The organism is Paenibacillus apiarius (assembly GCF_017052585.1).
Taxonomy (GTDB): Bacteria; Bacillota; Bacilli; order Paenibacillales; family Paenibacillaceae; genus Paenibacillus_B; species Paenibacillus_B apiarius.
Genome location: NZ_JAFFHZ010000001.1, coordinates 2,058,943 through 2,074,195, shown reverse-complemented (window position 1 = coordinate 2,074,195; position 15,253 = coordinate 2,058,943). Strand labels below are relative to the sequence as shown.

The 15,253-nt window shown below is 52.8% G+C and carries 11 protein-coding genes; 6 read left to right on the top strand and 5 right to left on the bottom strand.

All coding sequences use genetic code 11. From position 1 onward, the window contains the following. The first annotated feature begins 12 nt into the window (after positions 1-12). The 3 genes from JSQ80_RS09460 (at position 13) to JSQ80_RS09450 (ending at position 4,140) form a co-directional block, all read left to right on the top strand. Positions 13-1,890 (top strand): CotH kinase family protein, encoded by a 1,878-nt coding sequence (locus JSQ80_RS09460; RefSeq protein WP_206095130.1) that lies wholly within the window; start codon positions 13-15, stop codon positions 1,888-1,890. A 201-nt stretch (positions 1,891-2,091) separates the two neighbouring features. Next, positions 2,092-2,601: a CcdC family protein gene (locus tag JSQ80_RS09455; RefSeq protein WP_206095129.1), complete on the top strand. Its 510-nt coding sequence runs from the start codon at positions 2,092-2,094 to the stop codon at positions 2,599-2,601. A gap of 186 nt (positions 2,602-2,787) precedes the next feature. Continuing rightward, complete coding sequence (locus JSQ80_RS09450; protein ID WP_206095127.1) at positions 2,788-4,140, top strand: radical SAM/SPASM domain-containing protein; 1,353 nt, start codon at positions 2,788-2,790, stop codon at positions 4,138-4,140. A 463-nt stretch (positions 4,141-4,603) separates the two neighbouring features. Here the strand turns inward: JSQ80_RS09450 and JSQ80_RS09445 are convergent, their stop codons facing one another. Continuing rightward, positions 4,604-5,581: an aromatic ring-hydroxylating oxygenase subunit alpha gene (locus JSQ80_RS09445; protein WP_087433840.1), complete on the bottom strand. Its 978-nt coding sequence runs from the start codon at positions 5,579-5,581 to the stop codon at positions 4,604-4,606. Positions 5,582-5,837: 256 nt separating this feature from the next. Here JSQ80_RS09445 and JSQ80_RS09440 point away from each other — a divergent pair, with 256 nt between their 5' ends. Then, positions 5,838-7,016: a solute carrier family 23 protein gene (locus JSQ80_RS09440; RefSeq protein ID WP_206095126.1), complete on the top strand. Its 1,179-nt coding sequence runs from the start codon at positions 5,838-5,840 to the stop codon at positions 7,014-7,016. A gap of 79 nt (positions 7,017-7,095) precedes the next feature. Here the strand turns inward: JSQ80_RS09440 and JSQ80_RS09435 are convergent, their stop codons facing one another. After that, positions 7,096-8,433 (bottom strand): TrkH family potassium uptake protein, encoded by a 1,338-nt coding sequence (locus JSQ80_RS09435; RefSeq protein ID WP_206095125.1) that lies wholly within the window; start codon positions 8,431-8,433, stop codon positions 7,096-7,098. Between the two features lie 324 nt (positions 8,434-8,757). Here JSQ80_RS09435 and JSQ80_RS09430 point away from each other — a divergent pair, with 324 nt between their 5' ends. After that, on the top strand, positions 8,758-9,186 hold the full coding sequence (locus JSQ80_RS09430; RefSeq protein WP_087433843.1) for an EamA family transporter: 429 nt from the start codon (positions 8,758-8,760) through the stop codon (positions 9,184-9,186). Positions 9,187-9,221: 35 nt separating this feature from the next. Here the strand turns inward: JSQ80_RS09430 and JSQ80_RS09425 are convergent, their stop codons facing one another. From JSQ80_RS09425 to JSQ80_RS09415, 3 genes are all read right to left on the bottom strand, one after another. Further along, the gene (locus tag JSQ80_RS09425; protein ID WP_206095124.1) at positions 9,222-10,187 is read right to left on the bottom strand and encodes a tetratricopeptide repeat protein; all 966 of its coding nucleotides are present in this window, start codon (positions 10,185-10,187) and stop codon (positions 9,222-9,224) included. A gap of 287 nt (positions 10,188-10,474) precedes the next feature. Beyond that, entirely contained in the window at positions 10,475-11,743 is a 1,269-nt protein-coding gene (locus JSQ80_RS09420) for an MFS transporter (protein WP_206095123.1), read from the bottom strand. Between the two features lie 309 nt (positions 11,744-12,052). After that, positions 12,053-13,432, bottom strand: a complete 1,380-nt coding sequence (locus JSQ80_RS09415; RefSeq protein WP_206095122.1) for a YjiH family protein — start codon at positions 13,430-13,432, stop codon at positions 12,053-12,055. A gap of 423 nt (positions 13,433-13,855) precedes the next feature. Here JSQ80_RS09415 and JSQ80_RS09410 point away from each other — a divergent pair, with 423 nt between their 5' ends. Continuing rightward, entirely contained in the window at positions 13,856-15,193 is a 1,338-nt protein-coding gene (locus JSQ80_RS09410) for an FAD-dependent oxidoreductase (RefSeq protein WP_206095121.1), read from the top strand. Positions 15,194-15,253 lie beyond the last annotated feature (60 nt).

The window sequence follows — 15,253 nt, the reverse complement described above, 5'->3', positions numbered from 1 at the left end:
GGAGGTGGGAACATGAGATTCAAATCCGCCTTACCCATTATTTTGTGCGCAGGCGCTGCATTGCTCATCATTATCACAGCCGTAACGATGACCTTTTTTAAGGATGGAGCATCGGGAGTTATAGATAGCCCTTCTTCATCCGATAAAATCACCGAGATCAATCAAAATGTATTTCCAAAAGATGAAGTTGTCGATGTGAAAATTACACTGGACGAAGATGATTTTCAAGATATGCTGGACAATGCGTCTGCTGAAGAAATGAAAACGGCTGCTGTCGATTACAACGGCATGCATTTCGATAATGTAGGCATAAGGACTAAAGGAAATCTAAGCTTGCGCAGCGTGGTTAATTCCGATTCTGACAGGTACAGCTTCAAGCTCTCGTTTGACGAATATTTATCGAATCAGACGCTGTACGGCATCAGCAAAATCAACCTGAACAACAATTACAGTGACGCTTCTTATATGCGGGAATTTGTAACCTATGAACTTGCTCAGAAGATGGGGCTGCCTACGCCTGGATTCTCTTTCGTAAATGTATATGTGAATGAGGAACTGAGAGGGTGTTATTTGGCGGTGGAACAGGTGGGCGACGCTTATCTTGAACGGAATTTCGGCAATGCGCACGGGTCTTTGTACAAGGCAGAGCTCAACGGCAGCGGAACCGATTTGTCGTGGCTGGGCGATAAGGCCGATTCCTATTCCGGGCTTGTATTGAAATCCAAAGCCTCTAGCGACAGCGCACTGATCGATATGCTAAATGAATTGAACAACGGCTCCGATTATGAGCAGGTGCTCGATGTGGAGGAAGTGCTGAAATACATCGCACTCAATGTGGTGACCGTCAATTGGGACAGTTACCTTGGATCCAACAAGCAAAATTATTACTTGTACGAAAACGACGGTGTTTTTTCGGTCCTGCCATGGGACTATAACATGGCTTTCGGCGGAGGACCAGGAGGGGCGAGTGTGCTGATAGATGAACCGACACAAGGCGCTTTGTCAGAACGGCCGCTTATCGCGAAGCTGCTCGCCGTAGACGAATACAAGGATACGTACCATGAAATTATCCGCAATGCGATCGAGGGATATCTGTCTTCCGAGTCATTTGCGGCGCGGGTGGAGCAAGTAGCGGACATGATATCTGCCAGTGTTGAACAGGATCCGACTGCGTTCTACACATTTGAGCAGCATCAAGAAGCGGTAAAGCAGTTGACTGAGACCAATGCCGGCACGATCGGAAATATCGCACAGCAGCTTGACGGCACAGTTGCTTCCTCTGGCGACGGGAGCGGCAGCGGGGGTGGCTTCGGCGGTCCGGGAGGAGGCAGAGGCGGGCGAATGCCGGGAGTGGATAACGCCGGCAATAACGATGATGCCGCTCCGAATAATCAGAGCGCCAGCGCTCCAGACGAGCAGGCTAATCAAGGCAACATGGAACCGCCCGGCGGCTTCGGAGGCTTCCAAGGCGAGGCAGGAGGCGCCAATGGCGCCGGAGCAGGCCAAGGCGGGGCAGGAGGCGCCAATGGTGCCGGAGCAGGTCAAGGCGGAGCAGGAGGCGCCAATGGCGCTGGAGCAGGCCAAGACGGGGCAGGAGGCGCCAATGGCGCTGGAGCAGGCCAAGACGGGGCAGGAGGCGCTAATGGCGCTGGAGCAGGCCAAGGCGGAGCAGGAGGCGCCAATGGCGCTGGAGCAGGCCAAGGCAGACCAGGAGGCGCCGGCGGCTTTGGCGGCGGCCCTAGCGGCAGGCCTGACGGCATGCCGCCAGGTCAAGGGGGCGGCGGCGCCACGCAAGGCAGCATGGAGGAAGCCGTCACGACTGTCGCCTCTATGGCGGTGCTTGTTCTGGCTTGCGTATTTGTCACCCGTTATAAACGAAAGCGGATATAACCCGAAATTTTGTATAGTGGCGATCGCTCCCGGTCTATCGGAGAGTGATCGCTTTTTTGCAGGTAATGGAGTCATCGATATCGAACAATGGGGAACCTTTTGTAAGAAAGGACATAATGATGTAAAATAAATCATAGACAAAAGATTACATTGCATGTACGCTGATTGACTTCATTTTTGAATATATCGAGGTGAATTGCCATGTCACAAGTCATGGTGTCGTCGCAATTTCTATCGTTAATCGTGTCGCTGTTTGCCGGAATGGCCGTCATTGTGCTGCGTTTGCGCGCATCCAACAAACCGACGTCCGCCAAAAAAATCATCATGCCGCCTCTGGGAATGGCCACAGGCTTTTTGATGTTTGCGGTTCCGGCGATGCGCATTCCGTGGACGTGGGGAATTGCCGCTTTTCTGGTCGGTGCGATCTGTTTCTCGTATCCGCTCATACGCACTTCCAAGTTCGAAATGGACGGCGGCGAGATATATTTGAAACGCTCCAACATGTTTATCGTGGTCATTATCGCGCTATTGATTATGCGGCTCATTTTGCACGATGTGGTGGAGCAGTACGTATCCATCTCGCAAAGCGCCTCCATCTTCTTCATCTTGGCGTTCGGCATGCTGCTGCCATGGCGTGCAGCCATGCTGATGCAGTTCCAGAAGCTGACGGCAGTTAATGAAGCGGATAGCGCCAGCATCAAAATAAAATAGCGCGTATCGGGAACCCGGCTTCTTCATGCGAAGAAGCTCAGGGTTCTTTTTTGTGCTTGCCTTGCGTGAATGGGTGCATTGATGCACAAGGAACGTGACCGGTGTCATTGTGAGCCGTCTCTAATCGCGGCATGATATATAGTTGTTGCTATTGCAGCTCTATACAGAATAAGAGAGGGAACTTCGATGACACAAGATTTGATTCAATGGCGCCCGTCACGCTTCAATGCGCAAACGCAAGTCGATGATGGGGGTCTCGTTCTATACAATAGCTACTCCGGTGCAATAGCTTCTTTCTCGCCTGAAGAGCGCGATCGGGTGTCGGCTTGGCTGCGCCCGGACCAGCCGGCGCTCCAAGCGGATGATGAACTTCACGGTCAACTGGTAGAGCATGGGTTTCTCGTGCAGGCCGACGCGGACGAATTGCGCCGGGCCGAGTTCCTTCATCACACGATGCATCAGCTCGACTCGATGCATTTGGTGCTGCTCGTGACGGAGGCATGCAATTTCCGCTGCAATTACTGCTATGAATCCTTCCCCCGCGGCCGTATGCGGGAGGAGGTTGTAGCGGGTCTCGAAGCCTATATCGAGCAGCGCGCGAAGACGCTTGATTTGCTGACGATTAGCTGGCACGGAGGCGAGCCGCTGTTAGTACCGCAAATTATCGAGCAGTTGTCCAAGTCGTTCATGGCGGCATGCGAAAAGCACGGCGTGACCTATAACGCGGAGATGGCGACAAATGGTTACTTTCTGACGCGGGAACGGTTCGAGCAATTGCTCGATTGGCGTGTGGAACGTCTGATGGTAACGCTGGACGGGCCGGAGGAAGCGCATGATGTGCGCCGCGGCTTGCATGGCGGGGGAGGCACGTATCAGCGAATTGTCGACAATCTGCTGGCGCTTAAGTCGGTGGAACGGCCGTTCGAAATCAATTTGCGGGTAAATTTCGACAACAGCAATTTGGAAGCGGTCGAGCGGTTCATTCCGATGCTGCGTGATTTGTTTGCGGACGATCCGCGCTTTAAAGTGTACTTCCGCCCGGTCGGCTGCATGGGCGGCGAGAACGATCTTACGCTGCCGGTCTGCGATGATCGGACTAAGGACAAGAAGATTTGGGAGTTCAATGAACGCGCGATAGAAGAGGGCCTGAACGTAAGCTCCTTCATCTCGGACATTTTGCTGCCGACAGGAGCGGTCTGCTACGCGGCGAAGCCGAACTCGATGATTGTCGGATCGGATGGCAAGCTGTACAAATGCTCTGTCGCCATCGATCAAGAGAACAATCAGCTCGGGCGCATACATGCAGATGGCCATCTGGAATTGGATATGGACAAGCTGGCTTTGTGGACGACGTCTGGAGAAGAAACGGATGAGAAGTGTCAGGCCTGCTTCTTCCGTCCGGCCTGCCAAGGCAATCATTGTCCGCTCTACCGGATGCGTTCGGGCAACCGCCCTTGTTCCTACGAGAAGCGCCAAATTAAAAAGGTGCTGCGCACGATTTGGCTGCAGACCCAAACCGGGGAAGCCGTGGATGCATAGAGCGGTATATTGCCACAAGCATTAGAGTGGACTGCAATCTCTCGCAACGAGCTCTAACGAATGGCAGCAAATCGCGAATCGGAATGCAACATAACGGCATAGAGAATGTTCCGTTCTGCTCATGTCAATTCGCAACGAGCGTACTGCCTATCTCATTGCAAGGAGGTGACATACATGAAAGTTATCCGTCCCGCAGCACAGGCTGCATGCGTAAAGACCGGACGTGTATCCAAATCTGTGCCTGGCAACCTGAGTTAAAACGAGGGAAAGGTTGAGCGGCGAACTTATGGAATGCGCATGCGGCAATCTGCTGCACCACGGTCTGCGGCCGCACAAGCTGCCTTGTCACGATATGGACATGAGCATGAGTGCCTTGCCGGAGACGAAGGCGATCGCATTGAATGCACAGAAAGTCTGGGCACCCTGCCAGGTCCCAGACTTTTTGTGATCGTGCATCGCTATATCAGGCCGTTCCCCAGACGACGCCGAGCTCCTTCAAATATTGGCGGTAGGCAATGCTGACACGATCGCATTTGAGAGACAGCTCCACCTGCAAATCAAGCGGCAAATCCTCTGGTTTCTGATTCTCCACCACTGGCTTGTCCTGCGCGAAGATCATGTCTTGGAAGCTCGTTATTTCCTCATCGGTCAGGCCCGGATCGTAATTGAAAGAGAGCACTCCGTATGCTACCGAAGTGTCCGCATCCTTCGGCTGCACCGTCAGGACGATAGACATGAGATGATCGGTCTCGTTATCGCGTTTTGTAAACTTCACCGTTAACGGACGGGCGATTTCATAGGTGTAATAGACATGCTTCGCTTGTCCCGAGCCATCCGGATCCGGCTGAAAAATAGCGATTTCCTCGGAACGGATTCCCTCCGGTACCCGGTGTACACGATAATCTCCGATTTCCGTATGTGTTTCAACCCCCAAATACCCCTCATGGACGATAGCCAGATGGCCGACATCCAAGAAGTTCTCGACGATGCGCGGCGGCTTCGCCGCCACAGTCTGCGGCCCCCAAACAACGTTGCGCCATCCGCCTGCGCCGTATTCCGGGAACGGGAACCATGGCGCGTCCGCTTGGCCAAGGTTGACCCAAATGAAGCCATAACGTTCTTCGCACCCGTATGTGATTGCACGCGCTTTCGTAGGAATGGCCTGCTCTTTCGGAAGCTGCGGGATGCTTGCGCAGGCGCCGGAAGCGTCGAACTCCCATGCATGGTAGGCGCAGACCAGCTTTCCTTCCTTTACGCAGCCTTGCGACAGCGCCGCGCCGCGATGCACGCACAAGTCTTTAAAGGCGTGCACCCCTTCCCCGGTGCGGAACAAGACGACACGTTCTCCCATAATGAGCACCTGCATCGGCTTCTCTTGAAGGTCCTGAGCACGGCAGGCTACTATCCATTCATTGTGCAATACGGCGTCGTTGACGATCATGATTACATAAGTCCCCTTTATATGGAAGTGAATACTCTAAATGACTTCTTTAACTGTTACTTTCGTTGTTTAGTGTGATATAAGCTTATTTTAGGGAATCGAGACCGTTCAGTCAACCTAAAAGACGAACAATTGATTTTTATAACTAAAAAATATTCGTAATTTGCCTATACAAAAATAAAACTTCGCTCTATAATCAGGTTGTGATAAAAATCATATACGGAACGACACACAAAATTGGGAGCTGATATCACTCATGGAACAACCAGCGAAGTCAAATACGCTTGTCGTCGGCGTTGACGACAAGATCAGTATGGGGAAAGCTTTCATTCTCGGGCTTCAGCACGTCTTGGCGATGGATTTGTACATTGCGCCGATCATTATTGCCGGATTGCTTTCGTTAAACGCAGCCGATACTTCCTTCTTTATTCAAATGTGCTTTCTTGGAACCGGGATCGCGACATTGATTCAGACGGGCTTTGGGTTGCGGCTGCCTGTCGTGCAAGGGCCTTCGTATGTGCCGATCGGCGCGATTGGCGCGATCGGCAGCAAGCTTGGGCTGGGCGCGATGACAGGAAGTCTCATTCCCGGCGCGCTGCTGATGATTCTGCTGGGCATGCCGCTGAAATGGTTCGCCAAGGCGGTACGCCGTGTGATTCCTCCTCTTGTAGGCGGTACGGTTATTCTTATTGTAGGCATTTCGCTCATGCCGACGGGCATGAACAATATTTATAGAGCGCCAGGGGATCTGTGGACGAACATCTTCATTGCCGCTGTATCTGCGGGTGTGCTTATCGCGTGCATGCTGCTGGGACGCCAGTCCAAGGGTCTGGGCACGGTATCGCGCCTTGTGTCGGTTATTGTAGCGATTGTTGTCGGGACTGTGGCTGCCTCTTTCCTGGGGAAGGTTGATTTTGCGCCGGTTGCAGACGCAGACTGGATTTCTTTGCCGAGCTTCTTTCCGTTCGGCGCACCCGTATTCGATGTAAGCGCCATTCTGACGATGGTGTTTGTATATTTTATTATTTTGATTGAAACGACGGGAACGTGGTTCGTCATCTCCTCCATTACGGGAAAAGAGCTGACAGATGAGCGCTTGAATCGCGCGGCGGCAGGGGAAGGCTTGGGCTGCTTCGTCGGCGCTTTGTTCGGGGGCGTAGCCATTGTCGTCAACGGACTGAAGGTTATCCAGTTCGTCGATCTGGATGAGCGAGCCATGATGATAATCGGAGTGCCGATTCTGCTCACGATGGCCGTAACGGTGCTGCCGCAAGGCGCATTGGACGGATTGCCGGACTTCGCGGTCTACGTCCTGTCTTCCGGCATTACGGTCGGCGCGCTTGCGGCCCTGATACTGAATCTGCTTATTCCGTCAGGCAAAAAGAATACGCATCAAGAGTCCGCGCTGTCAAGCGACGCTACGGCAGCTTCCTAATCGTTCCGTTCCCTTATATACGCAAAGAGCATGAAAATAGGCAGCAGCGCCGCGGCGCTGCTGCCTGTTCCTTTTTTCCTTACCCGATCATAATCTTGCCTTCCGGATAACGGAACAACGATTGTTCCTTGCGGTTGCCTAGCGCATAGGCGAGCGTCATCGGTCCAATCCGTCCGATGAACATCGTCATGCAGATGACCAGCTTGCCGAAGGGCGTCATCTCCGGCGTTAATCCCATGGACATTCCGACGGTGGCGACGGCGGATACCGTCTCGAACAAGATGCTGATGAACGGCTCGTCCTCCGTGACGGCAAGCAGCATGGAGACGGACAGCACCATGAACAGCGCCAGGAAAATAATCGTCAATGCCTTCACGATTTGGTCTTTGGCGAGGCGGTGCCGGAACAATACCGCATCTTCGCGTCCGCGCAGCATGGCATAGACCGCCGCAAGCAGAATGGCGAACGTCGTCGTCTTGATTCCGCCCCCGGCCGAGCCCGGCGAGGCCCCGATAAACATCAATATGATAAGGAAGAATTGCGTCACTTGCCGCATATCGGCAATTTCCAGCGTCGCCGTCCCGGACGATCTCGCCGAAATGGACTGGAAGAACGACGCATACAGCTTTCCGTCCCAAGATAATGCGCCGAGCGTGTTCGGGTTCGTTATTTCGAATATAAATATAAATAAGGCGCCTGCAACGACAAGCAGCGCTGTCATGGACAACACGACTTTCGAATGGAGCGACAGCCGGCGCGATTTCGGATAATCGTACAGCTCCGCCAGCACGATGAAGCCGAGCCCGCCAGACAGGACGATCAGAAATGCGACCAAGTTCGTTACGAAGTCGCCTGCATACTGCTGAAAGCTTGAACCAAACAGATCGAAGCCCCCATTGTTGAAGAGCGATATGGAATGGAACAAGGCGTAGCAGAACGCTTGCGTCCAAGGCATATGGCTGGACCAATGCAGCATGAGAATGATGGTTGCGGTCCCTTGAATGACAAATACAAAGATAATGACGCGCCGAATGGTGCGCACGATGCCCTCCATGCTGTTCGCGTTAATCGATTCCTGCAGGATCAACCGCTCGCGCAGCGAGATCTTCTTGCCGAGCATCAAATAGAAGAGCAAAGCGACGGACATGAAGCCGATGCCGCCTATTTGAACGAGCGAAATAATGACCCCTTGTCCGAACGCGGAGAAGGTCGTCCCGATATCGACCACCACCAGCCCTGTAACGCAGACGGCTGACGTAGCCGTGAACAACGCATCGATGAGCGAGAGGGAATGCCCGGGTGCAGTGGAAATCGGTAATTTCAAGAGGATGGTGCCAATCGTAATAATAAACAGAAATCCGGTTACCAGCACGCGTGCCGGCGTCCAGTGCAACGTTCGTTTACGCCAAGTATTCATGTGAACGTCTCCTTTTTACAAAGCTTATCATGAAGGAACGGCTCCTAATTTCAACTTATAAATACGCGTCAAATAGAATGACGCGCCCCGAACTCAAACCAAAACGTTCACTAGTATATCGTTTCCAGCAACGTATGTAAATGACCGTTTTTAACTTATTAACATTTTCCTTTTTTAAAAGGGTGTTTGCAAGCGCACTCTTTTGTTATAATTGATAATTGTTCTCAATGCAATGCGGGAATCTGCGCATTCGTTCGGCGCATGTAAATGACCGCTGGCTTGAGCATGCTACTACATAATTGATGATGAAAGGGAGGAAAATCCATGGGAAGTTGGTTTTGGTTCGCTCTGGCCTCTGCCGTAATGGCTGCGTTCGTCTCGATTTTCGGTAAAATCGGCCTTCAGCAAGTAGACTCGAACACGGCTACGGCGATTCGTGCCGTCATTATGGCGTTGTTCCTGATCGGCGTCATAGCCGTTCAAGGAAAGCTGACCCAGATCGGCGAAGTGTTGGCGAACCGCAAGGCGTTGCTGTTCATTGTATTGAGCGGTGTGGCTGGGGCGCTGTCATGGCTGTTCTATTTTTTGGCGATTCAAAAAGGGGACGTGGCGAAGGTGGCGCCTATCGACAAGCTCAGCGTCGTGCTGGCTGTCGGCTTTGCCTTTTTGTTCCTGGGAGAGAAGCTATCGTTATGGGGGACGGTGGGGGTCGTGCTGATTGCCGCAGGCGTCATTCTGACGACGATTGCTTAAGCTGCCAGTTCACCCGTGAAGGCCGAGAGGGTGCCTTATGACACCCACGGCCTGCCGTATACTTTCCAGTTCACGACGAAGCGGCTAAGCCAATATGTTGCAATATGAAGCACAATGAAGCCGATAAGCAGAGTCGGTTGAATGATGGCGAAAATGACCCAAATGATAAGCAGAATAAAGGGCTGAAGCTTTTGAAACAGTTGTGCCGGCCACCAGAGAAGGCGGAACCACAGGTGGGTCTTCTGCAGCGCGTCCATATATTCCTCCCGCACCTGCTGATCGCCCGGATCGAGTCGGACCGCCTCCTCCATGAATTTGAGGGAATGGTCATGTTCCCCGCGTTGGTCTGCCGCCCATGCCAGCTGCATCAACGTATAAGCATGCTCCTCATTCATCTCCAGCGCTTTGCGCTCGGCTTCTTTGGATTCAGGCACCCGTTCCAATTGGGCGAGTACATAGCTGTAAGTGGCATAGGCAATCCCAGCGGGCTCAATCGCTATGCAGCGTTCCAGCGACAGCAGCGCTTGCTCCAGTGCGCCCCTTCGCATTTGGTGCTGCGCCAGGAGCAAATGGGGCGTCGGGTCATCCAGGGCCACGATGGCGAGCTGCCGCGCAGCGGTCTCGAAGGCGCTCCATTCCCCGCGGTCGTAATACACCGACATTCTTACCCGCCAGGCATCGGGTTGATAAATATCGCGCCTCAGCGCTTCCGCTGCCCAGTGGAGCGCTTTGTCCGGCGCTACATGCTTGTGGACCATCGCAGCGAGCGACATAATCGTCGGATGCTCCGGGTATTGCTGCTGCAGCCGGGCGGTCTCCAGCAGCGCCTCTTTATATCGTTGCCGTTGATACAGCTCATTGATTTGTTGAATTGCCATTTGGAGGTGTTTGATCGACTCGCGGTCTTCAGGCTCATTCGCCTTTTCTTCCTGCTGTTCGTGGCAAGCCTGAGGCTCGTCGATCGTCTCGATCGATTGTTTACCGTCTTGCTCTTGCGACATCCTCCGTCACCTCCATGTTTGTCATTCATCTATCTTCCATTCTGCATCATTGAATATATTTATTCGCTAACCAAAAAGGTGTGTTGTCAAATATATCAGTAAGGGAAGCTGACAATATTGTAGATCTCAGCGGCTAGCGCCGCAAGCCCTTGGCAGGACTGGATTGTTAAAATGTGTCTAAATAATGAATGCAAGCTTCAAACATAAAAGCACCGCTATCTGGGAGAAGCGTCTCGTCAGATAAGCGGTGCCATGCTTTTCGTTATTCGTTGGCTGCAGATTAGCGATTAATCCTCGGGCAATTCCTGCGCCCATTCATCCAGTGTTGCGTCGTTAGGCAAGAGCCACGTCAGCAGGCCGAGCAGCGGCAGGAAGCCGCAGGCGATCATCACATTGGCGATGCCCCAGCCATCGATGAAGTAACCGAGCACAAGCGCGCCTATGCCGCCCATCCCGAATGCGAACCCGGTAATAAGCCCCGATACGGTACCGATATTGCCGGGATGAAGCATCTGGGCGTAGACGACCGTCACCGAGAAGCTGGAGAGCAGGATGAACCCGTTCAAGGTCAACAGGACGGCCGCCCAGAATGGATTGACGAACGGCAGCGCCAGAGCGAGCGGCACCGTGCCGACGATGGAGACGAGAATCAGATTGCGCCTGCCGAAGCGATCGGCGAGCGGACCGCCGAAGAATGTTCCAACCGCACCGGCGGCCAGGAACAAGAAAATATAGATTTGCGCATTATCGAGACTGAGCTGATAGGCATCCATCAGATAGAATGCGTAGTAGCTCCCGATAGCGGCGCCGTACCACGAACGGACAAAGACGAGCACGACTAAAATGGTCGTCGCCCAGAGAATGCTCTTGCGCCTCGCAGGGTCGATCGCTCTTGCCTGATGGCGCTTCTTGAACGTGTAGCCGGCATCGAGCATGCTCCGGTACCACATGGCTACATAGGTCTGCACGGCGATTCCCGCGGCAGCGATAATCGTGAAGCCGAGCGCTCCTATCTGACCGAATGGGATGAATACCCACTTCGTCAGCATCGGCGCCAAGGATTGTCCTGCATTGCCGCCAACTTGGAAAATGGACTGCGCCAAGCCTTTGCGCATTCCGGCGGCCATATGGGCAACCCGGCTGCCTTCTGGGTGAAAGGCGGCGGATCCGAGGCCGACGAAGATGACGGCAAGCAGCACCATCCAATAATTGGGCGCATAAGCGAGCAGGAGCACCCCTGTAAAGGTAAAGCCCATCCCAATCGGCAAGAGGGCCGGCGTTGGCTTGCGATCTGCCGCATAACCGACGACTGGCTGCATGAGCGACGCGGTAAAGTTGATGGCGAATGAAATCCAGCCAATCTGGGTGAAGGACAGGCTCATCGTGTCCTTCAGAATCGGGAAGATGGCCGGAATGACGGCTTGAATCGAATCGTTGAATAAATGTACGAAGCTAATGGCGAGCAGAATCCGGAACACGGTGGTCTGCTGCGGGTTTGCTTGCGGCCGATGCGCTGCGGATGCAGGGCTCGCGCCGGCGGCAGATTTGCCGTTCATGGCCAAGCTCCTTTCTCACTGGCGTATTATGTATGTTGCATTATCGAAATAGAAGTTCATTCGCGATATGGCGGTTCATCTCCCCATTGCCGCCATGGGATGACAGGGGCAGAAGAAACGAGCGAATAAGTAGAGATAGCGCAGCGGAATGCATGATGTCAGTTGAAAAGAGGCTATGTCGCAGCACTTGCTAATGATTGATGTAACGATAATCGTTTTTAGGGAGGGAAGCAATATATAAAAAGGCCCATATCCAAGCAAAAACGGGGATTCCCGTTACCGGATAGGGGCATTTCACACGATTTCGCATTAGAACATCAGATGCGCAATGAATGTAATAATCGGCAGCGTAATGAGTGTGCGCAGCAAAAATATAATTAAAAGATCCTTCATATTGACCGGTATTTTGGAGCCAAGCAGGAGACCGCCTACCTCGGACATATAAATGAGCTGGGTTACGGACAGCGCTGCGACGACGAAGCGGGTCAACTCGCTTTCGATATTGGAGGCGAGCACAGTCGGCAAGAACATATCGGCAAAGCCGACCAGAATCGTCTGTGCAGCCGCCTCCGCCTCCGGCACGCCCAATAGATTCAAGAGCGGAATGAACGGCCAGCCGAGCCATTTGAACAATGGTGTGAACTCCGCAATCGCTACTGCAAGCGTGCCGATTGCCATGACGACCGGGATGACGCCAATCCACAGGTCGATGATGTTTTTGCTTCCGTTCCGCAGAAAAGAGCCTGTACCTTCATGCTGCTTCGCTTTGCCGACCGCCTGATGGAGCGCCCATCGCCATGGCTTCCAAGAAGAAGGTATCACTTCTTCTTCGGCTTGGCGCGCTTCGCCGTAATACGTATCAGGCTTGCGCGAGAGCGGCGGGATGCGCGGCATGATGATGGCTGCGGCCATGCCGGCAAACGTCACCGTGGCGTAGAATGGCAGAAACAGATGGGCCAGATTGACGTTGGACAGCACGATAAAGCTGAACGTAATCGAGACGGCCGTAAATGTCGTTCCAATAACTGCAGCTTCTCTTTTCGTATAATAACCCGATTCGTATTGCTTGCTCGTCATCATGACACCTATCGTGCCATCACCGAGCCACGAAGCCATGCAGTTAATGGATGAACGGCCGGGCAAGGTGAATATCGGGCGCATAATCTTCGTCATCAGCGTTCCGAAAAATTCGAGCAAGCCAAAATCAACGAGCAGCGGGAGCAGCAGACCCGCCAGCAGGAAAACGACGAACAAGCCGGGGATCAAGCTGCTAAGCAGCATCCCGCCCGTGCTGTCCGAGCCAATCCAGCCGGGGCCGATCTGAAAATACGTCAATAGCGCAAATATCATCCCCAGTGTTCGGGTAGCGAACCAGAAGGGGGAGATGTGGAACATGGATTTCCATAATGGGAGCGCGAGCAAGCGTTTCGGCGCGAACCAGCGGGTATATGCCGTTCCGATCCATGCCAGCGCAATGAGGATAGTGGCGGTGAGCGGCAGCCATGGCGCTAGCGCATGTTGAAGCGCTTTGGCCAAAAAGGCTATCGGAACCGTGACCTCCCCATTCCATTGCAGAGGCACGACGAAGAGCAGAAGCCCCAGCAAGGAGGGGATGACAAAGCGCAAAATTCCTCCCCAGCCTTCGCCCCGTGCTGCAGCGGGCGGCTGTGAGTCGTTCGTTGGTATCATATATAATCTCCTTCGAGCTAAAAGTATAATTATGCACACTACGTATACTTTAATACAAACCCTTATAAAATCCAAGGATTTCCGCCATAATCCAAAAAGGTAAATATATGATTTTGTGCAGCCCGGAGCGAATGGGCAGAGATAGTATTCTATGATATTTATCACAACTTTATTCGGTATACATTGTGAAAGTTCTTATTTTCACAAATTAGACATATGATAGCGCTTGCCCGGGGTTGTGGCGCCCGAGGAAACGAATATAATAATAGTATGTTCGCTTGATGCAATGAACAATATCATACAACGGCAATTGATAAGGCGATATTTTTTAGCCTGTTAAGTGAAGGTATTCACATTCACATGAATTATTCATTTTTACCTTTTTCATACCATATAGATTTGAACATTAGGGAGGAACTTACTATGAAAGTTGCAGTCATCGGTTGTACACATGCAGGCACGGCCGCTATCGTCCAAACAGCCAAGCGTTACCCTGAGGCTCAAATTACCGTATATGAACGAAACGACAATATCTCCTTCTTGTCCTGCGGCATCGCCTTATATGTGGGCGGGGTCGTGAAAGACCCGCAAGGACTGTTCTATTCTTCGCCGAATCAGCTTGCCGACCTTGGAGTCGTCACAAAGATGCGCCACGATGTGCTTGATGTGGACACAGCCAATAAGACGCTCCGTGTACGCGATCTGGGGACGGGAGAAGAGATTGAGGATACATTCGACAAGTTGATCATTACGACGGGATCATGGCCGGTTGTGCCGCCGTTTGAAGGTATCGATCTTGACAATATTATGCTCTGCAAAAATTATAACCATTCCAATGCCATTATTGAAAAAGCTCGGGATGCCCGCCGTGTCGTCGTCATTGGCGCAGGTTATATCGGCATCGAACTCGTTGAAGCGTTCGAGGAGAACGGCAAAGAAGTAACGCTTATCGACATGAGCGATCGGGTGATGTCGAAATACTTGGATGCTGAATTTACGGCTCCGGTAGAAGAGACATTGCGGGCCAAAGGCGTCCGGTTGGCGCTCGGGGAAACGGTAGCCCGTTTTGAAGGAATTGAGGGGCGCGTTTCGAAGGTGGTTACCAATGAGGGCGAGTATGAAGCGGATCTCGTCATTCTCTGCATCGGCTTCAAGCCAAGCACGGAACTGTTCCGCGGCCAGCTTGACATGCTGGACAATGGAGCCATCGTAGTCGATGAGTATATGCGCGCAAGCCAGCCTGATGTCTTTGCCGCAGGGGACTGCTGCGCCGTACAGTACAATCCGACGGGGCAAGCCGCCTACATTCCGCTGGCGACGAATGCCGTCCGCATGGGCACGATTGCCGCATGCAACTTGGTGGAGCCGCGTATCCGCTCTCTTGGCACACAAGGGACGTCTGGAATTAAAATTTACGATCACCACATCGCTTCTACAGGCTTGACGGAGCAGGCGGCACTTGCAGCCGGAATGAATGTGAAAGTGAACACAATAACAGATAGCTATCGGCCCGAGTTCATGCCGACTCATGAGGAAGTCATGCTCAAAGTAGTGTACGAAGCGGATGGCGGCCGCATCGTCGGCGCACAGCTGGCATCGAAAATCGATTTGACGGCTGCCGTCAATACGCTGTCACTCAGTATTCAGAACAAAATGACGATGGACGAGCTGGCGGTTGTCGACTTCTTCTTCCAGCCGCACTTCAACAAGCCGTGGAACTTCTTGAACACGGTCGGGCTGCAGACGTTGGCGCGAGTATGAGGGGAAGCCAATCCCTAATGGTCTAGTTCGGAATCATATATAATGAATGAACGAAGGAGG